Raw genomic sequence first — 26,531 nt, forward strand, 5'->3', positions numbered from 1 at the left:
TCCGCCGGAGCCGGAAAAGGTGCCCCTTCGGGAAATTTTTGAGACATCCGGATGTGGAATTTGCCCTGCAACGAAATAATCAGCGTGAAATGGTACAGGCGATAGGGTCAGACGGGGTGGGTATTCCCGAGGAATCGCCGCAGTGCGGCGGGCGCGGCGCCTCGCGGATCGCCCTGATTCAGAGATAAACTGGTGCCCGATTGCACCGTCCCGACCCGAGGAGCTCCACGATGATCGATCTCGCCGACATCCTGCCGTCCGCACTGCCCGACGCCGTTGCATGGGCCGACGCGCAGGCGGCGCACGGGCTCGCGCAGGGCGTGCCGCTGACACCCGCGCAGGCCGACGACGCGCGTGCCGTGGGTGTCGCGCAACCGGAGCGGATCCGCGTCGTGGTCGCCGACCGGCTGCCGTTTCCCGACACGCCGGCGCTGGGCGGGATCGCGCGCGATACCGGGCTGCTGTCGCCGGGGACGATCGGCCTCACGCTCGGCCATGCGGTGTTCGTGCTGCGCGGCCACGATACGCGGCGCCTGCTCACGCATGAGTTCCGCCACGTGCATCAGTACGAGGAGGCCGGTTCGATCGGCGCGTTTCTCGCGCGCTACCTGCACGAGATCGCGACGGTCGGCTACCACGACGCGCCGCTCGAGGCCGATGCGCGGCAACACGAGTTCGACTGACCCCGCCGGCCGGCGCGAACGCGCACACGCACACACTCCGATGAACCTTTCCCACGCCACCGCCGGCCCGGTGCAGGCTCGCTGCGCCGCCACACCGCGCGGCCCGCGATGAGCGCCACGATCCACGCGTGGCTGGGCGCGATCGGCGCGCATCCGGCGCTGGTGCTCGCGGTCGTGTTCGCCACCGCCTGCGCCGAGGCGATCGCGCTGATCGGCACGGTCGTGCCGGCCGGCGCCGTGATGTTCGCGGCCGGCACGCTGATCGGCGCGGGCGCGCTCGACGGCTGGACGACGATCGGCGTCGCAGCCGCCGGTGCGATCGTCGGCGACGGGATCAGCTACGAGCTCGGACGCCTCTACCGCGGTGCGATCCGCAACGGCTGGACGCGTCTCGGCTACGCGGATGCCTACGCACGCGGCGAGGAGTTCGTGCTGCGCCACGGAATGAAGAGCATCGTGCTCGCGCGCTTCCTGGCGCCGGTGCGCGCGGTCGTGCCGGTCGTGGTCGGCTGCGCGACGCTGCCGCGCCGGTCGTTCTACCCGGTCAACATCGTGTCGGCGCTGATCTGGGCGCCCGTGCACGTCGCGCCGGGCGTCCTGTTCGGCGCGTCGGCGGTGCTGGCCGCGGCGATCAGCGTGCGGGTCGCCGCGATCCTGCTGGTGCTTGCCGCGCTGGTCGCGCTCGTGTGGTTCGGTGTGCGCCTCGCGCTGCGGCGCGGCTGGCCGTTGCTGTGCCGGGCGGCCGGCGCGGCCGTGCACGCATGCACGCACCGCTGGCCACGCTTTGCCGCCCGGCTGCACGACGGGCTCGGGAAGCTGCGCCGCCTGCCGGGTGTGGTGCCCGTGTTCGCGCTGCTGTTCGTCGGCTGCGTGTGGCTGTTCGCGGGCATCGTGCAGGACATCGTCGCGAACGATCCGCTGATGCACACCGACATCGCGCTGTATGCGTTCCTGCAGAACCTGCGCACGCCGCCCGTGGATGCCGCGATGCGCGCGCTCGCGGTATTGCACGGACACGATACGGGGCTGATCGTCGCGGCCGCGTTTCTCGTCTGGCTGATGATCCATCGCTGCTGGGTGACGTCCGCATGGTGGCTCGCGACGATCGGCATCGCGGTCGTGCTTGTGCCGGCGTTCGGCGCCGGCATGCCCGGCTCGACGCCCGCGAGCCTGCCGCCCGGCGCGTTGCACGTGCCGCTGCCCGATGCCGATGCGGCGTTCGCGATACTCGCGAGCAGCGGGATCGGCTGGGTGCTGACGCGCGACCGCCCCGCGCCGTGGCGCGTTCCGGTCGTGACGGCGGTCGTGCTGTGGATCGTGCTCGGCGGCTTCGCGCGGCTGTATGTCGGCGATACGTGGCTGTCGGGCCTGCTCGGCGGCTGGAGCCTCGGGTTCGCGTGGTTCGCGGTGCTGGCGGGCGCCTATGCGTACTGGCAGGTGCGCGAGCACGTGCAGCCGCGCGGTGCGCTCGTTGCGGTGCTCGTCGTGCTCGCGACGGCCGGCGTGTGGACCGTGCCCGTGCAGTGGCAGCTCGATCGTGCGGCGCGTCCGCATGTGGGCGACGTCGTCGCGATGACCGTCGATCAGTGGATGCGCGGCGGGTGGCAGCGCGTGCCGACGCGGCGCACCGAGATCGGCGGCGATCGCGAGGAATATCTGCCGCTGCAATGGTGCGCGACGTCGGACACGCTCGATCGCCATCTGTCGCTGGCCGGCTGGCAGCGCGCGACGCCGTGGTCGCCCGCCACCGCGCTGCGCTGGCTGCTGCCGCAGGCGTCGGCCGATGCGTTGCCCGTGCTGCCGCGCTACACCCACGGCGAGAGCACGCGCCGCGTGTTCGTGCGGGTCGATCCGGCCGATCCGGACAGCCGTCTCGTGCTGCGGCTGTGGCGTTATCCGTACGTGCTGCAGGATGCGCTCGGCATGCGGCCGCTGTGGTACGGCGCGCTGTACCGCGAGACGCTGCATCGGCCCGCGCGGTTGATGACGACCGTGCACACGACGACGGTCGACGATGCGGCGACGATCGCGCGAGCACTGAAGGTCGAGCCGACGATCGAGCAGCCGCCGGCGGGGATGAGCGTGGCGCCGGCCGCGATGGTGCTCGTGTGGATGGTGCAGCCTTGAAGCGCGGGGGCCGCGTTACGCATGCGCCGGTTGCGCGGGGACGACGGACAGGCGCAGGCCGACCGTCTTGAGCACCGCGAGCAGGGTTTTCAGCGTCGGGTTGCCGTTGGGCGACAGTGTGCGATACAGCGATTCGCGGCTGATCCCGGCTTCCGCCGCGACCGCGCCGAGCCCGCCGTATGCTTCCGCGACGGTGCGCAGCGCGAGCAGCGCGGCCGCGCGGTTGTCGGGATCGTCGAGCGATTCCATCGCGACGCGCAGATAGGCCACCGCGAGTTCGCGGTCGGCGCCGAGTTCGGCGACTTCCGCATCGTGGTGCGATACCGCGCCTTTGAGCTTGTTCATGTTTGCCTCCGTTTCCAGTTGAACCCCTGTTCCTTCGCATGCCTGATGTCGTCGGGTTGACTGCGCTTGTCGCCGCAGGACAACAGCAGCACCAGCGCACTGCCGTACCGGCCGAAGTACACGCGATAGCCGGCACCGACGTGGATGCGCAGTTCGATCACGCCTTCGCCGACAGGCTCGCAATCGCCGAAATTGCCGGTCTGCACGCGTCGCAGGCGTTCGCGAATCCGTGCCTGGATGACCTTGTCGCGCACGGCGTTCAGCCATTCGGTGAAGGGCTCGCGACCGTCGTCGCGTTGATAGCGAAGCAGTTCGAACTTGGAGAGAGTTGTAACTTATAAGCTACATCATGGGTCAAGGTATCCACGTGATTGCATCGTCAGTCGGATGAGGCGGACGAAGTGACGCGTACGCGGGCCGACTGCCGAATCGAGACGAAGCATCATGCAAAGGCGCTGCGCAGGAATGCCTGCGGTGCCGTCGTGGCTCGGGGTTTCGGGGAAGGTGGGTGAGGCTGGCTTCCCGAACGACGCTCATTCTTTCATTCGGGGCGTGCGATGACGATTCGGCCGAACGGCCGATCTCATCGGCGCGTTCGGGATACGCGCCGTGTGGGGGAAACGGCTTGAACGGCTGACCCAGCGCGCCGCCGCACGACGCGACGGGCGACGCCGGCAGGCCCAACCGCGTTACTGCTTCGCGGGTGCGGCCGTCGCGGCATCGCGCCGAGGCTTGCGGCGATCATGCCGGCCACGCGTGCCGGAAAAAATAAGCGACAGGTTTGGGCAAGAGGGTGTCGCACGGTTGCAAGCGGGACGATCGAGGCAGCCGCGTGCCGCTGCCTCGACACCGGCATCGCCGGCATCACTGCGCCGTCGCCGCCACCCGCTGCGCAGCAAACCCCGCCAGCGTCCGCAGCGCGTCTCGCGCCGAGCGCAGATAGAACGCCTGCAGATGAAACACATGCCAGCGCGCGGCATGAATCTCCAGCCGGCATGGCACGCCGCACGCGAGCGCATGCGCCGCGAGCCGCTGCGCATCCGACAGCAGCACTTCCTGGTCGCCGGCCTGCATCAGGATCGGCGGCAGGCCGCGCAAGTCGGTGTCGAGCGGGCCGCGCGCCGCCACCGAGCCTGCGCCGTGATACCAGCGCAGCCCCTGTTCGAGCCAGCCGCGACGGATCATCGGATCGTCGCGGCGGCGCGATGCGAGCGTGTCGCCGCTGAGTGCCGGGTCGGTCACGGGCGAGATCAGCAGCAGCGCGGCCGCGGCCGGCTCGCCACGCTCGCGCAGCGCGATGGCGAGTGCCAGCGCGAGCGCGCCGCCGGCCGAATCGCCGGCAAGCACGATCCGGTGCGGCGCACAGCCTTGCGCGCGCAACGCATCGTATGCGGCCAGCGCGTCGTCGAGCGCCGCCGGGCTCGGATGCTCGGGCGCGAGCCGATAGTCGGGCACCCACACCGGCAGGCCGGATTCGGTCGCGAGCCGCGTCGTCACGCCGCGATGCGTGTGCGGGCCGCCGAGGCAGAACGCGCCGCCGTGCAGGTAGAGGATCGCGCCGCCCGTGTCGCCGCGCTTCGGCGCGATCACCTCGACCGGCACGCTGGCGGCGGACGTCCGGTAGCGCAGCGTGCCGCACGTGCCCGGCATCAGCGGCGACAGCAGCGCGACGACTCGGCGCTGCATGCGCGCGCCGAACGGCGGCCCGATCAACGGCCGGAATGCCACCCGCAGAAAGCCGCGCAGCGATGCGGCGGCGAGTGCTTCCGTGCGGCCGGCGGGCGGCGCGACGACGGCTCCTTGCGTCGGTGTGGCCGTGCCGGGCAGCGGCTGCGTGAAGCGATACGCGGACAGCCCCGTGAAGCGCGTGATCCATCGATAGGTCAGCGTGAAGCCGGGCCAGTTCGTGCTGTTGTGGCCCGACGCATCGACGTACCAGCTCTTGCAGCCGCTCCATACCGAGCCTTCGAGCCGCTGCTGCACATGCGTGTTGTAGCGCCGGTAGCGACGCGGGTCGACGTCGATCGCACGCGCGCCGTCGCGCCGCATCGCGCGCACGCAGCGCATCACGTGCGCGATCTGGCTTTCGAGCATGTAGACGATCGAGTTGTGGCCGAGGTTGGTGTTCGGGCCGTACAGCATGAAGAAGTTCGGAAAGCCCGGCACGGTGAGCCCGAGATACGCCTGCGCGCCGCGCCGCCACGCGTCGTTCAGGTCGAGCCCGTCGCGGCCGGTGATGCGCATCGGCGACAGGAACGCGGTCGCCGCGAAGCCGGTGCCGTAGACGATCGCGTCGACCGGATGATGCACGCCGTCGTCGGTCTCGATGCCGGTTTCAGTCACGCGCCGGATGCGCTGCGTGACGAGCTCGACGTTGTCGCGGCCGATCGCGGCGAGGTAGTCGCTCGACAGCAGGAGCCGCTTGCAGCCGATCGGATAGTCGGGCGTGAGCTGTTCGCGCAGCACGGGATCGCGCACGTCGCGTGCGAGCAGCTTGCGGAACGGCCGGCCGATCGCGACATCCATCAGTCCGTGCAGCCGCGTGAATGCGATCGCACGTGATTCGTAGCGCACGTAGATCGCCGCGCGATGCAGCTTCATCGCCCACGGCAGCCGACGGAACAGCGCCCGCTCCCACGGACGATACGCGCGGTCCGGGCGCGGGATCACATAGGCGGGCGAACGCTGGAACACGAAGAGGCGCTCGACGTCGCCGGCGATCGCCGGGACGAACTGGATCGCCGACGCGCCGGTACCGACCACGGCCACACGCGTGCCGGCGAGCGGATAGTCATGATCCCAGTGTGCGGAGTGGAAGGCGCGGCCGCGAAACGTGTCGATGCCGGGCAGGTCGGGCATCGCCGGGCGGCTCAGTTGACCGGTGCCGCTGACGAGCATGGCGGCACTGAGCGTCGTGCCGTCGACGAGCGTGACATCCCACAGCGCACGGGCTTCGTCGTATTGCGCGCGCTCGACCTCGGCACCGAAACGCAGATGGCGTGCGAGGCCATACTTGCGCGCGCAATGCTGCAGGTACGCGTAAATTTCGGGCTGCGGCGCGAACACGCGCGACCAGTTCGGGTTGGGCTCGAACGAGAACGAGTACAGATGCGAGGGCACGTCGCACGCGGCACCCGGGTAGCGATTGTCGCGCCACACGCCGCCGACGTCGTGCGAGCGCTCGACGATCACGAAGTCGTGAATGCCGGCGCGTTGCAGCGCGACGGCCATGCCGATGCCGGCAAAGCCGGCGCCGATGATGATCGCCGACAGCGGCGCGGCGGTTTCGGCAGGACGGGAAGCTTCAGGCGACGACATGGCGGGTTTCCTCGAGCTGGATTGCATCGTGCGACGCGCACGACGCAGGGACGGTATCGCGGTGTGTCGGCACGGTGGCCGGTTCGCATTCGGTATCGGCAGGCGAACGTGCCGGTGCACGCCGCACGCCGCGGATCAGGTCGACGGCCTTCTCGGCGATCATGATCGTCGGCGCGTTGGTGTTGCCGCCGATCAGCGTCGGCATGATCGACGCATCGACGATGCGCAGCCCCTGCAGGCCGTGCACGCGCAATTGCGGATCGACGACCGCGAGCGCATCGCGCCCCATCCGGCAGGTGCCGACCGGGTGATACACGGTGTCGGTGCGCCGGCGCAGCACGTCGCGAATTTCGTCGTCGGTGGTCACGTTCGCGGTGAACAGGTCGCGCGTGATCCATTCGGCGAGTGCCGGCGCTTCCATCAGCCGGCGCGTGATGCGGAAGCCGGCGACCATGTCGTCGAGATCGCGCGGATCGTCGAAGAACGCGGGATCGATGCGCGGCGCGGCGAGCGGATCGGCGCTGTGCAGCGTGACCGAGCCGCGGCTGCGCGGCCGCAGCAGGCACACATGGCACGACAGCCCGTGGCCGGCGTGCAGCCGGCGCGCATGATCGTCGACGAGCGCGACGACGAAGTGCAACTGGATGTCGGGCGCATCGAGGTCCGCACGCGTCTTGAGGAAGCCGCCGCCTTCCGCGAAATTCGACGTCAGCATCCCGCGCCGTTCGCGACGAAAGCGCGCGAACTCGCGCAGCATGCGCAGGCCGCCGCGCGCGGACACGCCCATCGTGTCGACGCTGCGCGTGCGGTAGCCGAGGATGAAGTCGGGATGATCCTGCAGGTTGCGGCCGACGCCGGGCAGCTCGGCGCGCACCGGAATGCCGAGCCGCTGCAGTTCGCCGGCCGGACCGACGCCCGACAGCATCAGCAGTTGAGGCGTCTGCAGCGCGCCGGCCGCGAGCACGACTTCGCGCCGTGCGCGCAGCGTGCGAACCTTGCCGTGCTGCCGCACCTCGACGCCCGTCGCACGCGTGCCGTCGAACAGGATGCGCAACACCTGCGCATGCGTCTCGACCGTCAGGTTGTCGCGACGGCCGACATGCGGCAGCAAATACGCGCGCGCCGCGCTCCACCGCTCGCCGTGCTTCTGCGTGACCTGGTAGATGCCGACGCCTTCCTGCTGCGCGCCGTTGAAGTCGTCGGTGAGCGGCAGGCCGGCCTGCCGCGCCGCTTCCAGGTAGCGTGCATGGAACGGGTTGCCGGTGCGCAGGTCGCTGACCCACAGCGGGCCGTCGCGGCCGTGAAACGCGTCGTCGAAGCGCTCGTTGTGCTCGCTCAGGCGGAAGTACGGCAGCACGTCGTCGTAGGACCAGCCTTCGTTGCCGAGCGCGGCCCAGCCGTCGTAATCGACGCGATGGCCACGAATGTAGACCATCGCGTTGATCGCGGACGAACCGCCGAGCGCCTTGCCGCGCGGCTGATAGCCGATGCGCCCGCCGAGCCCCGGCTGCGGCACCGTGTCGAACGCCCAGTTGTTCACGCGGGTCGGCATCATCGCGACCGCGCCGGTCGGCACGTTGACGACCGCGCTGTCGCCGCGGCCGCCGGCCTCCAGCACGCAGACGGTGACGGCCGGGTCCTCGGTCAGGCGTCCGGCGACGACGCACCCGCCCGAACCGCCGCCGACAACGATGTAGTCGAAAGTCTTGCTCAAGAAATCGTCTCCCGATGGTCGATGGATCACGCGATGCGCGTCAGCACGCGCAGCAGCAGCTCGAAGGTCTTGCCGTACGGCGGATGGAACAGCGCGGTGCCGCTGCGGCGCGCCTGGTGGAACACGGGCTTGTGATGGCTGAACGTGTCGAACCCCCATTTGCCGTGATACGCGCCGATGCCGCTCGGGCCGACGCCACCGAACGGCTGATGCTCCTGTACGAGATGCCACAGGCAGTCGTTGACCGTGACGCCGCCCGACACCGTTTCGCGCAGCACGCGATCGCGGCGCGCGGCGTCGCGGCCGAACCAGTACAGCGCGAGCGGGCGCGGGCCGCGATTCACGCGGTCGATCGCGTCGTCGAGGTCCGCATATTCGACGATCGGCAGCACGGGGCCGAAGATCTCCTCGCGCATCACCCGCATCGTGTCGCGCGCGCCGAGCACGAGCGTCGGCGCGAACTTGAGCGAGCCCGCGGCGAAGCGTTCGCCGGCCGGATTGACTTCGAGCACGCGTGCGCCGCCATCGCGCGCGTCGTCGACCAGCGCCGCGAGGCGGTCGCGATGCCGCGCGCCGATGATCGCCGTGTAGTCGGGGTTGCCGGCGAGCGTCGGGTAGCGGCGTGCGATCGCGTCCGACAGCCGCGCGGCGACGGTCTCGGCGGTGCCGGCCGGCACCAGCAGATAGTCGGGCGCGATGCAGGTCTGGCCGGCATTGAGCAGCTTGCCGAACGCGATGCGCCCGGCCGCCTGCGCGACGTCGCACGACGGGTCGAGGATCGCGGGCGACTTGCCGCCGAGTTCCAGCGTGACGGGCGTCAGGTTCGCGGCCGCGGCTTGCGCGACGTCGCGCCCGACCGCGGTCGAGCCGGTGAAGAACAGATGGTCGAACGGCAAGCGCGCGAACGCTTTCGCGATGTCGACGTCGCCCGTCACGATGCCCAGCTCGTCGGCGTCGAACGCGTCGGCGACGATCGTGTCGAGCAGGGCCGACAGCCGCGGCGTCAGTTCCGATGGCTTGATCAGCACGCGGTTGCCGGCGGCGAGCGCCGCGACGGCGGGGCCGATCGCGAGCTGAAGCGGATAGTTCCACGGAGCCATCACGCCGACGACGCCGCGCGGCTGCGGCGCAAGCCGGTTGTAGCCGGGCCGGAAGTGCGCGGCGGTCGGCACGCGGCGTTCGCGCATCCAGTGCCGCAGGTGTGCGCGGGCATGGCGCAGGCCGCTTCGAACCACGAAGAGTTCGGCGAGACGCGTTTCGTGCGCGGAGCGTCCGCCGAAATCGGCGTCGATCGCGCGCACGATCGACGCTTCATGCGTATCGAGCAGCGCGCGCAGCCGATCGAGCCGCGACAGGCGGATCGCAAGCGGCGGGGCGGGGTCGCGGGCGAATGCTTCGCGCTGGCGTTCGAAGCGGGTCGCGAGGTCGGGCGGGCGACTGGGTCGCATGGTGTCTCCTCCGGGGCGTTGACGTCGTTCAGGCGACGACTGATGACGCCGATGGTGCGGGCCGCATGGGAAAACACCAATGCTGCTTCGGGACAATTGTTTTAGTATTTGGGCCAAATCGGCGCTTCGAGGGTTTCTCCGCATGAGCTTCTGGGACTTCACCCGGAGTCCGGCCAGCGCGCGGCTGCTGGTCGATTTCGGCGACGAACGCGGTGTGTCGCGCACGAAGCTGCTGGCCGGCACGGGCCTCGCGGACGCGCAGCTCGACGATCCGAACGTCGAGGTGACGGCCGCGCAGGAACTGCGGCTGACCGGCAACCTGCTGCGCGCGCTCGGCCGCGCGCCGGGCCTCGGGTTCGAGGTCGGGCAGCGCTATCACTTCTCCGCGTACGGCGTGTGGGGCTACGGGCTGATCGCGAGCGCGACCACGCGCGACGCGCTGGCGCTCGCGATGCGCTTCCTGCCGCTCACGTATGCGTTCACGGTGATCACGTATCGCGAGGAGCCGCAGACGTGCGTGCTCAATTTCGGCGCGCCGGAGCTCGATGCCGACCTGAGCCGGTTCCTCGTCGAGCGCGACATGGCGGCCGCGGCCGTGCTGCTGCAGGAAATCGGCGGCGGCGATTTCGCGTTGTCGCGCTTCACGATGCAGGCCGCGAGCGCGGCGAGCGCATCCACGTCCACACGCGCATCCGCACCGCGCATCGCCGGCGTCGAACCCGCGTTCGGCGCGCGCGCGAACAGCCTCGCGTTCGACCGTGCGTTTCTCGACCGGCCGCTGCCGCATGCGAATCCGCTGACGGTCTCGATGTGCGAGCAGATGTGCGGCCAGCTGGTCGAAGCGCGGCGCGCGCGGGTCGGTACGTCGGAGATGGTGCGGCAATACCTGACGGCGACGCCCGGCAACGTGCCGTTCTCGCTCGAGGACATGGCGCGGCTGATGAACACGAGCCCGCGCACGCTGAAGCGCCGGCTGCAGGAAGAAGGCACGACGTTCCGCACGCTGCTCGCGCAGGCGCGCGGCGCGATGGCCGAGACGCTGCTCGGCGATGCACATCTGTCGTTGACGGAAGTCGCCGAGCGGCTCGGCTTCAGCGACCTGTCGAGTTTCTCGCAGGCATTCAAGCGCTGGTATGGCGTGCCGCCGGGCACCTATCGCAGCGGCCTGCTGCACGACGGCGCCCGCAGCGACGCGGCGTAGCACCGCGCGCATCCTCCCACTCCTTCACGAGAAAATCCGCATGATCACGCTTCGCCCGATGACCGAAGACGACTTCCCCCGCTTCTGGCCCACATACCACGCGATCGTCGCCGCGCAGGAGACCTATGCATTCGATCCGGCGCAGACGCGCGAAGCCGCTCGCGCGCTGTGGCTCGACGCGCCGCTGTGCACGTGGGTCGCCGAGGAGGACGGCGTGCTGCTCGGCTCGTACTACCTGAAGGCGAACGCGGCCGGGCCCGGCAATCACGTGTGCAACTGCGGCTACATGGTCGGCGAGGCCGCGCGCGGCAAGGGCGTCGCGCGCCTGATGTGCGAGCACTCGCAGCAGGTGGCGCGCGAACGCGGCTTCCTCGCGATGCAGTTCAACTCGGTGGTCGCGACGAACGAAGTGGCGGTCGCGTTGTGGCAGAAGCTCGGCTTCGAGATCGTCGGCCGGCTGCCGCGCGCATATCGTCACGCGCGGCTCGGCTTCGTCGACTGCTTCGTGATGTTCAAGTGGCTCGGCGACGCGGCGGCCGCCGAAGCCTGATTCTCGAGTCAGACGGCGAACGTGCCGTCGAACACGATCCGCTCGTCGAACGCGAGCGTGCCGCGCGCGAAGATCAGGTCGAGGTGGTGGCTGCCGTTCGCGCCGCCGCCAAGGCCGAGATGCAGGCCCGGATGGCGTTCCTCGAATCCGGCGTTGCGGCCGTACAGCCCGCGGATGCCCAGGTTCGTGCCGATGCCGAATTCCTCGATGCGCCGGTGATTGTCATGCCGGTCGAGATATGACGCGAAGTCGCGCCGGAAGCCCGCGTCGTCGCTGTCGAAATCGACGATCACGCTGTCTTCGACATGCAGCGTCGCGAGCCGCTCGACCACGCGGTACTTGATCGCGAACGGCACGGTGCCGAGAAACGTGCCGCTGAACACGATCGAGCCGTGCAGATCGGTGACGTGTGTCGCGATCTCGCCGGGCACGACGTCGAGATTGCCCATCCCGTCCACGCTCGTCCATTTCTGGTCCGGGGAAAGCGAGCCGGCCAGCGTGTTGCCGGCTTCGTCGATGAAGCGGATCTGCGACGCGCGCGCGGCCGCTTCGATCAGCCGGCCGTTGCGCGCGGCGATGTCGTCCAGCGATTCGGCGAACGCCTCGTCGAGATGCGGGCCGTAATCCTTGAACAGCACCGACTTGCTCCAGTGCCCGACGATCGCGGGACGGATCGCGGCCAGGAACGGCGGGCCGCTCGGCGACGGTGTCGGCAGGCACGACGGGTCGTACAGCAGCACGAACAGGTCGGCGTGCGCGAGCGCGGCGGTGAGGTCCGCGGGCGGGGTGCTTTCGAGGCAGAGGATCGTCGCATCGAGCGAGTCGGGCAGGGCGGAAAACGCGCGCAACGCGGTGTCGCGATTGCGGGTGTCGTAGCCGACCAGCAGTTTGCCCGTCTCGCCGCGTGCGAGCTTGTCGCGCAGCGCCGGATGACAACCCAGCGCGCGATGCAGGTTCAGCATGCGTGTCTCCGGAGGCGGCGGAAGGGCCGCGGCCCTTCCGCGGGAACGGGCTGGCCGCTCAGACCGGCCAGAGCGCGGTGCCGAACGGCACCACGGCATCCTCGACCATCATGTCGACGGCCTCGGGATGCGTGTCTTCCTGCATCCAGTCAAGCAATTCGATCTGCCGGGTTTCCTGCATGTCAATTCTCCTGTGGTGAACAGCGATTCAACATGAAAGCGCGGTAAAGGGATTACCGCCGCTCATCCGGCATTTTTTGAATACCGGACGAGTGGCGTCGATATTAGTCTGACGATTTCGCGAATGCAATGCGTTGCAAGGTTTTTAGCCGAAACGTGCTAAACAAGCGGGTTCGTTCGACGTCGTGCGATGAAGGCGAATAAATCGAATCTTATGAAGCGCATCGATTTTTTATCGAATATCGGGGCCGTGACCGATTAATCGATTCATATGGCTTTTTTAAACCCTGAATCCAATCGTATCGATCGTTTCGATTTCCACCATTCACGAACGCCGCGTGCGCGACGATCGTGCCCGCGAATCGGCGGCCGGCTGCGGGCGAGCCGGCTCCGGCGGCAGCGCCGATTTTCTGGCACCATCTGACGACTTCACGCGCGGGCAGCAACCACGCGCGCACCGCCGTCCCGGCGGCACGATTCGAACCACGATGGAGACACCGCGATGCGCGCAGCGCCGCAGCCCGAGCACGCCGGCCGAGCACGGCCGGATGCCGGCGCCACCGAACCCGACCACATGGCCGCATGGCGGCTTGCGATCGGCCTGTCGCTCGGCAGCGCGATCGCGCTCGGTCTCGCGCGCTTCTCGTATGCGCTGCTGCTGCCGCCGATGAAGGCCGATCTCGGCTGGACCTTCGCGCAGGCCGGCGCGCTGAACACGGCCAACGCGGCCGGCTACCTGATCGGCGCGCTCACGTTCCCGTTCCTGTCGCGGCGCTGGCGCACCGGCACGCTGCTCGCGGCCGGCTGCGCGCTGACCGCGGTGCTGATGGCCGCATGCGGGCTCTCGTCGAGCATGCATGCGCTGCTCGTCGAGCGGCTCGCGACGGGCGTCGGCAGCGCGCTGATCTTCATCAGCGGCGGCGTGCTGGCCGCGCGGCTCGCGTCCGCGTCGCCGCGCGATGCGGGGCTGCTGCTCGGGCTCTATTACGGCGGCACGGGGTGGGGCATCGTCGCGTCGTCGCTGCTCGTGCCGGCGACGCTCGTGCCTGGCGCGCAGCACGCGCACGGCTGGCAGCCCGCGTGGTTCGCGCTCGCCGCCGCATGCGTGCTGTTCTCGATGCTGGCCGTGTCGGCCGCGCATCGCATCGAGCGCATGCATGCGGCACCGTCCGCGCCGCGCGACGGCGCCGCGCCGGCCGCGACCGCGAGCCCCGCGCGCTTCGCACTCGCGCTCGCGGGCTACGGCCTCTTCGGTGTCGGGTATATCGGCTACATGACGTTCATCGTCGCGCTGCTGCGCGGCGCGGGAATGAGCGGCACGATCGTATCCGCGTTCTACGTGGTGCTCGGCGTCGCGACCGTCGTGTCGGCACGGCTGTGGTCGGGGTTGCTCGACCGGATGCGCGGCGGCCAGGCGCTGGCCGTGCTCAACGCGCTGCTCGGCGTCGCGACGCTGATGCCGGCGCTGTTCGTGCATCCGGCGGCCGCGTTCGCGTCGGGCGTGCTGTTCGGCGCGACGTTCCTGTCGGCGGTCGCGGCGACCACCGCGTTCGTGCGCCACAACCTGCCGCCGCAAGGCTGGGCGAAAGGCATCAGCGCGTTCACGACGGTTTTCGCGTTCGGGCAGATCGCCGGGCCCGTCGCGATCGGCTGGGTGTCGGACAGCGCGGGGCTCGCGCGCGGGCTCGTGTATTCGGCGCTGACGCTGTTCGCGGGCGCGGCGCTCGCGGCCGGCCAGCGCGCGTTGCGGGCGGCGGCGTAGCCCTGCGTGAGCGCGCGTCCGGCGAGCGCGGCACCGTTTCGTTGCCCTGACCGTTACCGCACGCAGGCGGTGCGCGACACGCGATGGAACGCGCGGCTGAAGTAGATGAGGCTGTCGCCGTCGTTGCGCACGCGGATCGACGTCGCCTCGATGAACATCACCGAATGCGAGCCGACTTCCTTCATCTCGGCGATCGTGCCCTGCAGGCTCGCAAGCGCATCGCGCAGCACGGGCACGTCCTGCTCGCCGCGATCCCACACCGGCAGCTCGAAGCGGCGCTCCATCGGCAACTCGGTGAGCCCTGCGAAATGCCGCGCGAGCAGCTCGTGCTCGGCCGGCAGCACGTTGATGCACACGTGCCGATTGCGTTCGAAGATCGCGTGCATCGCGCTCGAACGGTTCAGGCACACGAGCAGCGTCGGCGGCGCGTCGGTGACGGAACAGACGGCGCTTGCGGTGATCCCGCAGCGGCCGTGCGGCCCCGCGCTCGTGATCACGTTGACGGCCGCACCGAGGTGGGCCATCGCTTGCCGGAAGGCCTTTTGCGCGTCGGTCGGTTCGGCGCGTGCCGGTTGCGGGGTATCGGTCGTTGCGGACATGGGCGCTCCTGGGTGAATGAGGGCGGCGATCGTGCCTGCCGTCGATGCGGCATCGGATCGTCGACGTTTGACTCAAGCGTACGTCGCGAAAATGCGGGCGAACATTCGCACGATTGATGCCGAAGCTGGCGTTCCCGCCAACGCGTCTAAAGGTTCTACCTAGATGCGCGGCACGGCGCGCGAAAAAATGTGCGATCGGGCGTTCGTGCGGGACGTAAAGGGGTATTCAGCGCATTTTCGGCTCGCTATGATGTGCCGCATACCCCCGACGAACGACGCTTGCATCACCTGCGGCGCGTGCGGCACCGATACCGATATCTTGCGAGACACCCCGATGACGTCACCCGCTCCGATCGTATACATCGTCGACGACGACAGCGGCATGCGGACGTCGCTCGCCTGGCTGCTCGAATCGGTCGGCATCGCATCCGAAGGCTTCGCGAACGCGGCCGATTTCCTCGCGCGCTTCGACGTGAACCTGCCCGCGTGCCTGGTGCTCGACGTGCGGATGCCGGAGAAAAGCGGGTTCGACGTGCAGGCGGAACTGAACGCGCGCGGCGCGACGCTGCCGGTGATCTTCGTCAGCGGTCACGGCGATATTCCGATGTCCGTGCGCGCACTGCAGAACGGCGCGATCGATTTCGTCGAGAAGCCGTACAACTCGCAGCAGATGCTCGAGCGCGTGCAACGCGCGCTGCGGCTCGCGCAGCAGCGGCACGCGGTCGGCCAGCGGCACCGCGTGCTGCGCCAGCGGCTCGACGCGTTGACCGCACGCGAGAAGGAGGTGCTGCGCGGCGTCGTCGACGGCAAGGGCAGCAAGCAGATCGCGTCGGACCTGTCGATCAGCGTGAAGACCGTCGACGTGCATCGCGCGAGCATCAAGGAGAAGCTCGGTGCGACGTCGATCGCCGCGCTGGTGCGCGACGTGATGGTCGTGTGGGGCGACGACGGCGACACGCCGCGCTAGACGGATTCGCACGCGTCGAAGCGCGCGTCGTGGTCGACAAGCACGACAAGCACGACAAGCACGACAAGCACGACAAGCACGACAAGCACGACAAGCACGACAAGCACGACAAGCACGACACGCGCGGCCACGCAACGCGCTCAACGCATGTACAACCCGCCGTTGATGTCCCAGCACGCGCCGTTCGCGAAATGCGCGTCGCCCGACGCGAGCAGCACCGCCGCATCCGCGACGAAACCGGCCGACCCGAGCTTGCCGCCCGGCAGGCTCGCGAGCACCTGCCGCAGCTTTTCCGGCGCGACGCTTTCATGGACGATCGGCAGATCGAGCGGGCCCGGCGAGATCGCGTTGACGGTCACGCCCTGCGCGGCGAGGTCGCGCGCGAACACCTTGGTCAGCGTCAGCGTGCCGCCTTTCGCGGCCGCATAGTGCGCGCCCGTCGCCGAGCCGCCGTTCTGCCCGGCGAGCGACGCGATGTTGACGATGCGGCCCGCGCCGCGCGTCGCGAAGTACTGGCCGAACACCTGGCAGCCGAACAGCACGCTGCGCAGGTTCACGTCGATCACCTGGTCGAACTGCTCGGCCGTGATCTCCATCGCGGGCACGACCTTCGATGCGCCGGCATTGTTCACGAGCACGTCGATCGCGCCCCAGCGCGCGACGAGCGCATCGCGCGCGGCTTCGAAATCGCGTTTCGACGTGACGTCGAGCGGCAGCGCGATCGCGCGTTCGCCGCTCGGGTCGAGTTCGCGTGCGTGCGCATGAATGGCGTCGGCGGCGATGTCGGCCAGCGCGACGCGATAGCCGGCCGCGTGGAAGCGTTCGGCGATGACGGCGCCGAGCCCGCGCGCGGCGCCGGTGACGAGGACGACTCGGTCTGACATGGTGCGTGATTCCCTGGTTCGCGGGCGCGTGGCCGAAGCGGCGCCCGCATCGTGGTTCATGCGGCAAGTGCCGCTTCGAAGTGTGCTGCAATCGCGCACACCAGTTCGTCCGCGCCCTTGCGTCCGACGATCTGCAACCCGGCCTTCAGCGGCGTTCCGGCGAGCGGCAGCGGCAGGCTGAGCGCCGGATGGCCGCTCAGGTTGAATGGCCGGATCAGCGACGACATCGCGATGACCGATACGCCGTCGCGTGCCTGCGCAAGCGTGATCGGCAGCGCGGGCAGCGTCGGCAGCACCAGCACGTCCGCGCGGTCGAGCGCGGCATCGACCTGCGCGGTGAAGCGCGCGCGTACGGCTTCGGCTTGCGCGAGTGCGGCCGGCGTCGTCTGCGCGGCCGTGCGCAGCCGCGCATCGAGATCCGCGCCGAGCTTGCCGGTTGCGACGAGGTGCCCGAATGCGCGCGACGTTTCCGCGTTGATGACGGCGAGCCCCGCCGTGAACGCGGCAGGCAGTTCGTCGAGCACGACATCGTGCGTGCGCAGGCCCGCTGCGCGTACCGCCGCGTCGAGCGCGGCGGCGATCGCCGGATCGGTATCGGCGAGCACGTGCGCGACCGTGCAGCCGGCAACGGGCGCTGCCGCACGCGCCGGATCGAAGTCCGGTGCGATGGCGGCCATCACGGCCGCGAGCGTGCGGACGTCGCGCGCGAACGGCCCGACGCAATCGAGCGTGGTGTCGGCAGGCGCGACGCCGCTCCGCGATACGCGGCCGAACGTCGGCTTCAGCCCGACCACGCCGCAGCAGGCGGCCGGCCCGCGAATCGAGCCGCCGGTGTCGGTGCCGAGCGCGGCGTCGACGACGCCGAGCCCGACGAGCGACGCCGACCCGCTCGACGAGCCGCCCGGAATGCGCGTCGGGTCCTGCGGATTGACCGGCGTACCGGTGGTGTCGTTGATGCCGGTCATGCCGAACGCGAGCTCGTGCATGTTCGCCTTGCCGGCGATCTGCCAGCCGGCGTCGAGCAGCAGGCGGACCACGTCCGCGTGCTGCGCGGCGGGCGGCGCGTCGGCGAGCGCGCGGCTGGCCGCGCGGGTCGGATGGCCGGCGATGTCGATCGTGTCCTTGATCGCGATCGTCGGGCCCGGGCCGCCCAGCGTGAAGGTATCGATGAAGCCTGTCATGGTGCGATGGCGTGCGAGCGGAGTGAAAGGGTTCAGGATTGCGGCGCGGCGGCGAGCGGCCACGGGCCGTCGAGCACGCGCTCGGTGCGGAAATGACGGATCAGCCAGGTCGTGCCGTCGTCGGCTGGCGCGAAGTCGACGGTCAGCCGCGCGGCGATCAGCTCGGCCGCGCCGTCCGCGTAGCGCGATGCTTGCAGCATGATCCAGCGGCCGCATGCGCTCGCATGATCGGCGCCGACGTCGATCGACTCCGACGTCAGGAAATGCAGGTTCGCCGCGAAATGCGGATCGGGCGGCAGATAGCGGCGCAGCATCGCGACGATCGCCTCCGTGCCCTCGAGGCGGCCGAACTTGCGCGCGTACTGCGGGCCGATGCCTTCCCACACCGCGTCGGCCGTGAACAGCGCAGCGAGCGCCGGGCCGTCGCCGGCATCCTCGGGCACGTCGCACAGCGCCATGTAGCGCGTGATCGTCGCGCGCACCGCGCGTTCGGCGTCGAGCGTCGCCACGCGCCGCTCAAGCGCTTCGAGCGCCGTGATCAAGCGCGAAGAATCGGGGCCGGTCATCGCGCGCCTCACGCTGCGGGCTTCGCGGCCGGCGGCACGGTCAGCGCGCGGCCGACCCGCGCCTCGATCTTGCCGTAGCGCCACAGGTTGTATTCGCCGACGGGCGTCGTGCGGTACAGATTGCAGACCGCGACCGTCGTGTCGAAGTCGGCGACGTCGGCCATGATGTAGAACGTCCACGGCGCGCCGTCGGCCTGGCCGACGACGAGGCGGTCGTCATCCATCACGCCGAGCACGCGCACGCCGGGCATCGCCTCGACGGCGGCGAGCATCGCGCCGTACGCTTGCCACACTTCGCCGATCTTCTCGCGCGGCAGGTCGAAGAAGTTTTGCGACACGCCGCAGCAGAACAGCACGCGCAGCGGCAGCGGATTCGAATCGGACATGACAGGTTCTCCTGAAGAATGCGTTGAGCGGCGTCGAAGCGAATCGACGCGGATTACAGATAGCCGGGAAACGGCGTGACGCCGGTAAACACCGCGCCCGCGCCGTCGAAGTTGCCTTCGCCGAGAAACGCGTGCTGCGTGACGACCATCGCGTCGCGCAAGAGGCGCTGCAGCGGATGCGTGCGATAGATCGCGGCCGTGCCGCCGAGGCGGTACGCGCGCTCGACGACGCTCGCGCCTTCGCGCGCGATATGCGTGGCGGCGAGCCTCAGCAGGCTGACCTGCTCGGGCGTCACGGGGTTCCCGGCGAGGATCGATTGCCAGACCGAGTCGGTCGCGTCGTAGAAGAACGCGCGCGCCGAGCGCAGCTGCGCCTCGGCCTTCGCGAGCTCGATGCGGAAATACGCGCGATCGGCGAGGCGCGGTGCGCCGGTAGTCGTCTGGCGGCCGCCCGACATCCGGTTCGCGGCGTCGAGCGCCGCGCGGGCCAGCCCGAGGTTGACCACGGCGAGCACCTGCGCCGCATACGCGACGGTCGGATAGCGGTACAGCGGCTCGTCGACGGTCGCCTCGCCGCCGCGCACGAAGGTCCACGCCTCGGGCACGAAGCGGTCGTCGACGCGCAGGTCGTGGCTGCCCGTGCCCTGCATGCCGACCACGCTCCAGTTCTCGACGATCTCGACGTCAGCGGCACGGAACACGGCCGTGCGCGGCTTGTTCGGCGCGGCATCCTGCGCGCCGGGCACCGCGATGCCGACGCCGAGCCAGTCGGCGCCCTTGCAGCCGCTCGCGAACTTCCACGTGCCGGTCACGCGCCAGCCGCCGGGTGCCGCCTGCGCCGGCTGCACGGGGAACAGCCCGCCCGCGAACACCTGGTCGGGGCCGCTCGCGTACAGTTCGGCCTGCGTGGCGAGCGGCAGCGCGGCGAGATAGGCGTTGGCCGAGCCGAAGCTCGCGACCCACGCGGCCGACCCGTCGGCGGTCGCGATCCGCTCGATCATGTCGAGGAACGCAGTCGGCGCGAGCGCATCGCCGCCGAACCGGCGCGGCGTGCCCGCGCGATAGATGCCGGCTTCCTTGAACAGCGCGATCACGTCGCGCGGCACGTGCGACAGGCGGTCGAATTCGTCGCGGCGCGCGGCGACGGTCTCGATCACCGCGTCGAGGGGCGACACCCGCGCGGCCACGTCGCGGACCGCATGCGGCGAGGGGGGCGCGGCGTCGATGGCGAGGGCGGCGTTGGGCATGGCTGTCTCCTGGGGATGGGGTTCGATTGCGGGAATGGACACTGCATGGACCTAGTCTAGAAACGCCGAAAACACGCAGCAATTGGTGCGTAGGGCCGTGCGACTGGTGACGTTCCGTGCCGGACTAAAGAAATCTTCAGATGCGGGCGGCGCGCGCCGGTGCTATGTTGGGTTTCCGGCCGCGCGATGCCGCGCGACCTTATCCGAAGACGATCATGAGTTTTCCCGACGAAGACGATTTCCACCGGCTGCTCGACGCGTTGACCACCTGCGTGCTGCTGCACGACGCGCATACCAAGGCGATCGTGTGGGCGAACCGCGCCGCGTGCATCGCGCTCGGCTTTTCCGTCGAGGAGCTGCTGCCGCTGAAGGCGCCGGACATGACGCGTCCCGAACCGAAATACCGCCGCGAAATCGCGGTGAGCGCGTGGGATCGCGCGCTCGTCGACGGGCCGCAGGTGTACGAGTGGTGCTACCGCTCGCGCACGGGCGTCGACATGCTGTCGGAGGCGACCGCCACCTATGTGCCGCTGCGCGGGCGCGACGTCGTGATGGTGCAGTTCCGCGACATCAGCGCGGAAGAGGCGGTGCGCCAGCAACTGCGCCGCTACGAGGCACGGCTGCGCGAGTTCATGCAGGATCTCGACGAAGGGATCGCGGTCGTGACGCCGCACGGCGGCGTGCAGTTCATCAGCGAGTCGGGCCGTCGCGTGCTCGGGCTCGCGCCGGACGAAGCGCTCGGCGAGGTGCTCGACTATTGCAGCGCGGCCGACCGCGACCGGCTCGTCGCGCAACTGCGCGATGCGCCGTCCGCGTGCCCGTCCGAGCCGCAGCGTTACCGGATCGTGCGGCGCGACGGTTCGACGTGCTGGCTGCGCATCCTGTGCCGGCAGGTCGAGATCGAAGGTGATCTCGACGGGCTGCTCGTGCAGTTTCGCGACGTGAGCGACGAAGTCGCGATCGAGGATGCGCGACAAGCGCAGGCGCGGATGCTCGAATACGCGGGCCGCTACAACGCGATGGGCGAGATGGCGAGCGTGATCGCGCACGAGTTGAGCCAGCCGCTCGCGGCCGTGCGCAACTTCATCGAGGGCGCGGTGCAGCGGTTGAATGGGCGCGGCGCCGTCGACGATGCGATCTGGGGGCTGCGCAGCGCGGACCGGCAGGCCGAGCATGCGGCGCTGATCATCAAGAGCGTGCGCGAGTTCATCGTGAAGCGCGAGCCGGTCGTCGCGCTCGCCGACCTGCGCGAGATCCTCGCCGACGTCGCATATTTCATCGAGCTGCGCGCGAAGGAGGCGGGCGTGACGGTCGCGATCGTGCAGGCCGATGCGCCGCTGCCGATCCGCTGCGAGCGCGTGCTGATCGGGCAGGTGATGCTCAACCTCGCCTTCAACGCGATCGAGGCATTCGCCGGCTGCGAGCGCGCGCCATGCACGCTGACGCTCGGCACCGCGAATGTCGACGGGCACGCGGAACTGCGCGCGATCGACAACGGCCCCGGTATCGCCGAAGGTGCGCATGACCGGCTGTTCGACGGCTTTTCGTCGTCGAAGGCGGGCGGCAACGGGATCGGGCTGTCGCTGTGCAAGAGCATCGTCACGCGCCACGGCGGCCGTATCGGCGCGAGCCCGGCCGAAGGCGGCGGGCTCGACTGCCGCGTGACGCTGCCGCTCGCCGGCGCAGCGCACGCATAGCCGCTGCGTTGCGTCGCGGCCGCCAGGGGCATCACTGACATCACGGCAGGGCGGCGGCGCACGATGGAGCGACGCCCGGCCCATGATCAGCGCCCCAGCGCCCGCGCGGTCTGGCCGCCGATCCCGAAATCGGTGTTCGGGATGTCCTTGATGATCACGCGCGTCGCCTGCAACGGCGCATCGAGCACGGTCGCGGCGGCGTCGGAAAGTGCCGCGATCAACGCGCGCTTCTGCTCGTCGGTGCGGCCGGCGATCAGGATCGCGACGATCACCGGCAGCGACGGCGGTGCACCATCGGCCGCCGTGCGGCCGCCGAGACCGATATGCGTCGCCGGCAATTCGGTGAGCAGCACGCGCACCGATTCGATCGGCGCGCCGATCGCGTCGACGGTCGCGTGGCTGAGCCGTGCGATCAGTTCGGCCTTGCGTGCGGCGTCATGGCCGGCCGGCAGGAAAACTTCGAGTGTGGGCATGGTCGTCGGGAAAGGTGAAGGTGACCGGCTCACCGTTGCGCCGGCGACGGTGAACCGGTGACTGCTTACAGGTGAAGGTGACCGGCTCACCGTTGCGCCGGCGACGGCGAACCGGTGGCCGCTTACAGGTGAAGGTGACTGGTTCACCGTTCCGCTGGCGGCGGCGAACCGGCGATCGCTTACAGCAGGAAGCCGATCGCGCTGAGCGCTTCGGTCGAGTCGATCAGGCGCACGACCTTCTCGGCGATCCGCATCTCGCCTTCGGCATCGACGTGCAGCTTGTGCGTGACGTCGGCCGCGAACAGCGTCGCGACGCCGCGTTTGTATGCGACGACGACCTGCGCGGATTTCAGCTCGACGGTGCCGGCACTGCCGCTTTCCAGCGTGAAGCGCGACACGGTGCGCACCGTGCGCGCCGCGTCGGTCGCCGACGCCGAGTAGCCGGACACCATCCGCTGCACGCGCTTCTCGCGCATGTCCCGATCGTCGAACACGTAGTTCAGCGTCGCGGCGAAATCGGTCGCATCGGGATCGATCGGCACCACGTAGTGACCGGCCGGTTCCCACAGGTCGAGCCACCCGCGATAGTCGCGGCGGTCGAGCATCTCGGCTTCGCGCCACACGAATTCGACCGCGCGGGCGAAGGTCTGCTCGGAAAAAAGGGCGTTGCGGTCGTCCATCACTGTTGCTCCATCACTTTTCGCCATTGCTGGTAGGCCTCGCGCATGCCCGTCTCGTCGGTCGCATGCGCGGTCTTTTCGCCGTTCGCGGCGGTCGTCTCGCGGTTCAGCCCGCGATTCACGAGGATCGGCACGTCGGGGCCCGCATGCGCGCCGCGCTGCACGCGCTCCCATGCTTCCGCGTCGTCGGGGCTGCCGAAGCCGAACGGGCCCTGGAAGTGCTCGTGGATGCGCAGCCGCTCGCGATTCGCTTCGTCCGGGCCGCCGTCCATCGCGAGCGCGACGTGGCGAATCTCGGTTTCGTTCGCGGAGATCGGCCGCAGCACGCGGAAGAACGCCATCGACAGCGCGAGGTTCGGGAACAGGTTCAGGTTGAAGCCGACACCCATCAGCGAACGCACGATGCGGCGCACTTCTTCCGGCGTGTGGCGCTCGGCGAGCTTCGCCGCGAGCGGCGCGAAGCGCTCGGGCAGCGGCGCGCCGTCGTCTTCATCGAGATCGATCAGTTCGGGCATCAGCACCGCGAGGCTGTGGCCGTTGCCGAGCCCGCGGCAGAACGCGTCCTCGCTCGTCATGAAGCTCGTGATCGCGGCGGCCGTCTCGTCGTCGATCGACTTCATCCACGACTTGTGCACGACCGGGAAGTGATAGAGGTCGGTCGTGTTCTCGAGCTGGATCTTCCAGTTGCCCTTGAACTTGAACTTGTGCTCGCCGTTCGCCTTGATCGGGTAGCCGGCGCCCTGTTTCATGAACAGGTCGATCCACGGCTTCGCGCCGCCGAGGAAATCCTCGAGCGGTTCGATGGCGTCGTTGAAGCTTGCGAAGATCAGCCCCTGGTACACGCCGACGCGCAGCTTCACGAGCGGCAGGTCGCCTTTCTCGCACACGCCTTCGTAGCCGTCGCCGTACGGCAGCGCGCGCAGCGTGCCGTCGAGCGCGTACGACCAGCTGTGATACGGGCACGTGAAGCCCTTCGCGTTGCCCTTGTGCGATTCGCACACGGTCGCGCCACGATGGCGGCAGCGGTTCTGCAGCACGTTGATCTCGCCGGTCTTGTCGCGCACGACGATCACCGGCTGGCGGCCGATCGTCGTCGTGATGAAGTCGCCCGGGTTCGGCAGCTCGCTTTCGTGCGCGACCCAGATCCAGGTGCGGTAGAAGATGCGGTCGAGCTCGGCCTCGAACAGCGCGGGGTCGTGATACATCGCGGGCGCGATGCGGTCGGGCTGCGCGAAGCCGTGCAACGCGCGGGTGTCGATCGTCTGGTAGGGAATGTCGCTCATCGTCGTCGTGGGGAAAGAGTCGCGAAATCGGGCCGCGCCGTGCGCAGCGTCGGAAGACCAGTCTCGTCTTTCGCTACATATTCGTCAAATTGATCTAAAATTGATGGTCAAATAAATATGGCAAATGATGGAGGTCACGATGACATCGGTCGATCATCTCGATCTGAACCTGTTGCGCGTATTCCAGGCGATCGTCGAGGAACGCAGCCTGACGAAGGCCGGCGAGCGGCTCGCGCTGTCGCAGCCGGCCGTCAGCTATTCGCTCGGGCGGCTGCGCACGCTGTTCGACGATCCGCTGTTCGTGCGCACGCGCGCGGGCATGCAGCCGACGCCGGTCGCGCTCGAACTCGCGGGCATCGTCGGCAAGGCGCTCGACATGGTGCGCGTGGCGCTGCGTTACGCGGAGCGCTTCGATCCGGCCACCAGCACGCGCACGTTCCGGTTGTCGCTGTCGGATGCGGGCGAGATGGCGTACTTGCCGGCGATCTGCCAGGCGCTGCGCGAGCGTGCACCGCGCGTGACGCTGAGCGTGCAGCCGCTGCCGGTGGAGGAGATCGAGGAAGCGTTGCGCGCGAGCCGGCTGGATTTCGCGATCGGCAACCTGCCCGAGCTGATGCCGCGCACGCGCCACCAGGTGCTGTTCGAGGAAACCTACGTGTGCATGACGGGCCGCCGGCGCGGGCTGCCGAGCGGCGCCGCGCTGAGCCTCGACCAGTTCGTGCGCGCCGCGCACGTCAACGTGAAATCGGTCGAGCACAGTCACCACGCGCTCGACGATGCGTTGCGCGCGCAGGGCGTTGGCCGCAACATCGCGCTCGAAGTGCCGCACTTCGTCGCGCTGCCGAGCGTGCTGTCGGTCACCGATCTCTATGCGACGCTGCCGAAGCGGCTCGCGCAGATTCTGAACCGCGATAACGGGTTCCGGCTTTACGACCTGCCCGTCACGCTGCCGCCCGCGCCGGTGACGATGCACTGGCACGAGCATTTCCACGAAGACGAGGGCAACGCGTGGATGCGCGCGCTGCTCGCCGAGATCGTCGAGCGGTTCGACGCGTGACGGCTGCGCGGTGCGCGGCGCGTGGCGGGCGGCGGGCGCGTGGCGGGCGCGCGTGCCGGAATGTCAGTACATCGATGCATCCGGCGTATCGACGCATCGGCGTATCGACACATCGACACATCGACACATCGACACATCGACACATCGACACATTGACACATCCGACACATCCGACACATCCGACACATCCGACACATCCGACACATCAAAGATCGAGGACGAGCACCGCCGAGCGCGCACGCGACACGCAGCAGCAGATCACCGTGTTGCTCGCACGCTCGGCTTTGCTGAGGCAGTGATCGCGATGATCGGGCTCGCCGTCGAGCACCGGCACCATGCAGGTGCCGCACACGCCTTCGCCGCATGACGTATCGACCTCGATGCCGATTTGCGCGAGCGCATCGACGATCGACGTGTCGGGCGCGACGCGCACCGATTGGCCGCTGCGCTGCAGGCGCACTTCGAAGCCTTCCGCCGGGGCGGCATCCGCGGCGGCGTCGGCCGCGGCCGGTTCCGCCGCGAAGCGTTCGAGATGAATCGCGTCCTCGGGAATCCGAGTTGCCGCCGCGGCGACGACGGCATCCATGAACGGACCGGGGCCGCACGTATAGACGTGCGCTTTCGAGTCGATCGCCTCGACGCAGCGGCCGAGTTCGGCCGCAAGCGCATCGGGGTCGATCCCGTAATGAAACGTCACGTGCGACGCGAACGGTTCTGCAGACAGCTCGTCGACGAAGGCCGCATGTTCACGGCTGCGCGCGAAGTAGTGCAACCGATAGCGCGCGCCGCGCTGCTCGAGCGCATACGCCATCGACAGCAGCGGCGTGATGCCGATCCCGGCTGCGACCAGCACATGCTCGCTCGCCTCATCCGTCAGACGAAACAGGTTGCGCGGCGCGCCGATCGACAGCTCGGCGCCGACGCGCACGTCGTCGTGCAGCGAGCGCGAGCCGCCGCGCGACTGCGCTTCCTTCTTCACCGCGAACAGATAGCTGCCGCGCTCGTCGGGGCGGCCGCACAGCGAGTATTGCCGCGTGACGCCGGATGGCGCGGTGACGTCGATATGGGCGCCCGGTTCGTACGCATCGAACGGCTGGCCGTCGACGCGCGAGACCCGGAAACAGCGGATGTCCTGCGCCGCGTCGATCAGCGCGTCGATCCGGACCTGGTGGCGGTTCGCTTGCATGGGGTGTTCCGTGGGGTAGGGAGAAAACCGGCGCG

The 26,531-nt window shown here is 69.2% G+C and carries 26 protein-coding genes; 8 read left to right on the forward strand and 18 right to left on the reverse strand.

The genetic code is table 11. The annotated features are described in order from the left end of the window. The first annotated feature begins 230 nt into the window (after window positions 1-230). Both AC1Z3W_RS03835 and AC1Z3W_RS03840 read left to right on the forward strand, forming a co-directional pair. Window positions 231-683 (forward strand): hypothetical protein, encoded by a 453-nt coding sequence (locus AC1Z3W_RS03835; RefSeq protein ID WP_057925860.1) that lies wholly within the window; start codon window positions 231-233, stop codon window positions 681-683. A 108-nt stretch (window positions 684-791) separates the two neighbouring features. After that, a complete protein-coding gene (locus AC1Z3W_RS03840) occupies window positions 792-2,810 on the forward strand; it encodes an LssY C-terminal domain-containing protein (RefSeq protein WP_483507070.1) in 2,019 nt (672 codons plus the stop codon). Window positions 2,811-2,825: 15 nt separating this feature from the next. Here the strand turns inward: AC1Z3W_RS03840 and AC1Z3W_RS03845 are convergent, their stop codons facing one another. From AC1Z3W_RS03845 to AC1Z3W_RS03865, 5 genes are all read right to left on the reverse strand, one after another. Further along, window positions 2,826-3,155, reverse strand: a complete 330-nt coding sequence (locus AC1Z3W_RS03845; RefSeq protein WP_006752118.1) for an addiction module antidote protein — start codon at window positions 3,153-3,155, stop codon at window positions 2,826-2,828. Continuing rightward, a complete protein-coding gene (locus AC1Z3W_RS03850) occupies window positions 3,152-3,466 on the reverse strand; it encodes a type II toxin-antitoxin system RelE/ParE family toxin (RefSeq protein ID WP_483507825.1) in 315 nt (104 codons plus the stop codon). The genes AC1Z3W_RS03845 and AC1Z3W_RS03850 overlap by 4 nt, the downstream gene beginning before the upstream one ends. 553 nt (window positions 3,467-4,019) lie before the next feature. Further along, on the reverse strand, window positions 4,020-6,473 hold the full coding sequence (locus tag AC1Z3W_RS03855; protein ID WP_483507071.1) for an alpha/beta hydrolase fold domain-containing protein: 2,454 nt from the start codon (window positions 6,471-6,473) through the stop codon (window positions 4,020-4,022). After that, on the reverse strand, window positions 6,460-8,187 hold the full coding sequence (locus tag AC1Z3W_RS03860) for a GMC family oxidoreductase (RefSeq protein ID WP_483507072.1): 1,728 nt from the start codon (window positions 8,185-8,187) through the stop codon (window positions 6,460-6,462). The genes AC1Z3W_RS03855 and AC1Z3W_RS03860 overlap by 14 nt, the downstream gene beginning before the upstream one ends. 26 nt (window positions 8,188-8,213) lie before the next feature. Continuing rightward, window positions 8,214-9,635, reverse strand: a complete 1,422-nt coding sequence (locus tag AC1Z3W_RS03865) for a coniferyl aldehyde dehydrogenase (protein WP_483507073.1) — start codon at window positions 9,633-9,635, stop codon at window positions 8,214-8,216. A gap of 142 nt (window positions 9,636-9,777) precedes the next feature. On the opposite strand from AC1Z3W_RS03865, the gene AC1Z3W_RS03870 reads away from it, so the two are divergent. Continuing rightward, a complete protein-coding gene (locus AC1Z3W_RS03870; protein ID WP_483507074.1) occupies window positions 9,778-10,836 on the forward strand; it encodes an AraC family transcriptional regulator in 1,059 nt (352 codons plus the stop codon). 40 nt (window positions 10,837-10,876) lie between these two features. After that, on the forward strand, window positions 10,877-11,386 hold the full coding sequence (locus tag AC1Z3W_RS03875) for a GNAT family N-acetyltransferase (RefSeq protein WP_057925853.1): 510 nt from the start codon (window positions 10,877-10,879) through the stop codon (window positions 11,384-11,386). Between the two features lie 8 nt (window positions 11,387-11,394). Here the strand turns inward: AC1Z3W_RS03875 and AC1Z3W_RS03880 are convergent, their stop codons facing one another. Both AC1Z3W_RS03880 and AC1Z3W_RS03885 read right to left on the reverse strand, forming a co-directional pair. Further along, window positions 11,395-12,348, reverse strand: coding sequence for a CgnE/CgnB domain-containing protein (locus AC1Z3W_RS03880; protein ID WP_483507075.1), 954 nt, complete (start codon window positions 12,346-12,348; stop codon window positions 11,395-11,397). Between the two features lie 58 nt (window positions 12,349-12,406). After that, window positions 12,407-12,529: a hypothetical protein gene (locus AC1Z3W_RS03885; RefSeq protein WP_006752127.1), complete on the reverse strand. Its 123-nt coding sequence runs from the start codon at window positions 12,527-12,529 to the stop codon at window positions 12,407-12,409. A 501-nt stretch (window positions 12,530-13,030) separates the two neighbouring features. Between AC1Z3W_RS03885 and AC1Z3W_RS03890 the strand changes: the two genes are divergently transcribed. Then, window positions 13,031-14,290, forward strand: coding sequence for a YbfB/YjiJ family MFS transporter (locus tag AC1Z3W_RS03890; RefSeq protein WP_057925851.1), 1,260 nt, complete (start codon window positions 13,031-13,033; stop codon window positions 14,288-14,290). A gap of 53 nt (window positions 14,291-14,343) precedes the next feature. Here the strand turns inward: AC1Z3W_RS03890 and hpaC are convergent, their stop codons facing one another. Next, window positions 14,344-14,889 carry a 4-hydroxyphenylacetate 3-monooxygenase, reductase component gene (gene hpaC, locus AC1Z3W_RS03895; protein ID WP_057925850.1) on the reverse strand — a complete coding sequence of 182 codons (546 nt, stop codon included), beginning with the start codon at window positions 14,887-14,889 and terminating at the stop codon, window positions 14,344-14,346. 334 nt (window positions 14,890-15,223) lie between these two features. On the opposite strand from hpaC, the gene AC1Z3W_RS03900 reads away from it, so the two are divergent. Beyond that, window positions 15,224-15,856 carry a response regulator transcription factor gene (locus AC1Z3W_RS03900; RefSeq protein ID WP_057925849.1) on the forward strand — a complete coding sequence of 211 codons (633 nt, stop codon included), beginning with the start codon at window positions 15,224-15,226 and terminating at the stop codon, window positions 15,854-15,856. Here AC1Z3W_RS03900 and AC1Z3W_RS03905 read toward each other — a convergent pair. The 6 genes from AC1Z3W_RS03905 to AC1Z3W_RS03930 are packed head-to-tail and all read right to left on the reverse strand — an operon-like array spanning window position 15,853 to window position 20,120. Next, window positions 15,853-15,987, reverse strand: coding sequence for a hypothetical protein (locus tag AC1Z3W_RS03905; RefSeq protein WP_483507076.1), 135 nt, complete (start codon window positions 15,985-15,987; stop codon window positions 15,853-15,855). The two genes, AC1Z3W_RS03900 and AC1Z3W_RS03905, sit on opposite strands and share 4 nt — an antisense overlap. A 9-nt stretch (window positions 15,988-15,996) precedes the next feature. Further along, window positions 15,997-16,740 carry an SDR family NAD(P)-dependent oxidoreductase gene (locus AC1Z3W_RS03910; protein ID WP_124835321.1) on the reverse strand — a complete coding sequence of 248 codons (744 nt, stop codon included), beginning with the start codon at window positions 16,738-16,740 and terminating at the stop codon, window positions 15,997-15,999. 56 nt (window positions 16,741-16,796) lie between these two features. Then, entirely contained in the window at window positions 16,797-17,921 is a 1,125-nt protein-coding gene (locus AC1Z3W_RS03915; protein ID WP_483507077.1) for an amidase, read from the reverse strand. Window positions 17,922-17,953: 32 nt separating this feature from the next. Continuing rightward, the gene (locus AC1Z3W_RS03920; protein ID WP_057925846.1) at window positions 17,954-18,487 is read right to left on the reverse strand and encodes a nuclear transport factor 2 family protein; all 534 of its coding nucleotides are present in this window, start codon (window positions 18,485-18,487) and stop codon (window positions 17,954-17,956) included. Between the two features lie 8 nt (window positions 18,488-18,495). Beyond that, window positions 18,496-18,873, reverse strand: coding sequence for a hypothetical protein (locus AC1Z3W_RS03925; protein WP_011356094.1), 378 nt, complete (start codon window positions 18,871-18,873; stop codon window positions 18,496-18,498). A 53-nt stretch (window positions 18,874-18,926) separates the two neighbouring features. Next, window positions 18,927-20,120, reverse strand: a complete 1,194-nt coding sequence (locus AC1Z3W_RS03930; RefSeq protein ID WP_483507078.1) for an acyl-CoA dehydrogenase family protein — start codon at window positions 20,118-20,120, stop codon at window positions 18,927-18,929. A gap of 140 nt (window positions 20,121-20,260) precedes the next feature. Here AC1Z3W_RS03930 and AC1Z3W_RS03935 point away from each other — a divergent pair, with 140 nt between their 5' ends. Continuing rightward, window positions 20,261-21,817 (forward strand): ATP-binding protein, encoded by a 1,557-nt coding sequence (locus AC1Z3W_RS03935; RefSeq protein ID WP_175826305.1) that lies wholly within the window; start codon window positions 20,261-20,263, stop codon window positions 21,815-21,817. Window positions 21,818-21,903: 86 nt separating this feature from the next. On the opposite strand, the gene AC1Z3W_RS03940 is transcribed toward AC1Z3W_RS03935, so the two are convergent. The 3 genes from AC1Z3W_RS03940 to AC1Z3W_RS03950 form a co-directional block, all read right to left on the reverse strand. Further along, complete coding sequence (locus AC1Z3W_RS03940) at window positions 21,904-22,290, reverse strand: tautomerase family protein (RefSeq protein ID WP_483507079.1); 387 nt, start codon at window positions 22,288-22,290, stop codon at window positions 21,904-21,906. Between the two features lie 179 nt (window positions 22,291-22,469). Further along, window positions 22,470-22,973, reverse strand: a complete 504-nt coding sequence (locus AC1Z3W_RS03945) for an aromatic-ring-hydroxylating dioxygenase subunit beta (protein WP_124835312.1) — start codon at window positions 22,971-22,973, stop codon at window positions 22,470-22,472. Beyond that, a complete protein-coding gene (locus tag AC1Z3W_RS03950; RefSeq protein ID WP_483507080.1) occupies window positions 22,970-24,253 on the reverse strand; it encodes an aromatic ring-hydroxylating oxygenase subunit alpha in 1,284 nt (427 codons plus the stop codon). Before AC1Z3W_RS03950 ends, AC1Z3W_RS03945 begins: the two co-directional genes overlap by 4 nt. Window positions 24,254-24,392: 139 nt before the next feature. Here AC1Z3W_RS03950 and AC1Z3W_RS03955 point away from each other — a divergent pair, with 139 nt between their 5' ends. Next, window positions 24,393-25,310, forward strand: a complete 918-nt coding sequence (locus tag AC1Z3W_RS03955) for a LysR family transcriptional regulator (RefSeq protein ID WP_175826307.1) — start codon at window positions 24,393-24,395, stop codon at window positions 25,308-25,310. Window positions 25,311-25,515: 205 nt separating this feature from the next. Here the strand turns inward: AC1Z3W_RS03955 and AC1Z3W_RS03960 are convergent, their stop codons facing one another. After that, window positions 25,516-26,496, reverse strand: coding sequence for a PDR/VanB family oxidoreductase (locus AC1Z3W_RS03960; protein ID WP_124835306.1), 981 nt, complete (start codon window positions 26,494-26,496; stop codon window positions 25,516-25,518). Between the last annotated feature and the right edge of the window lie 35 nt (window positions 26,497-26,531).

Source organism: Burkholderia sp. 10_S31, assembly GCF_056930375.1.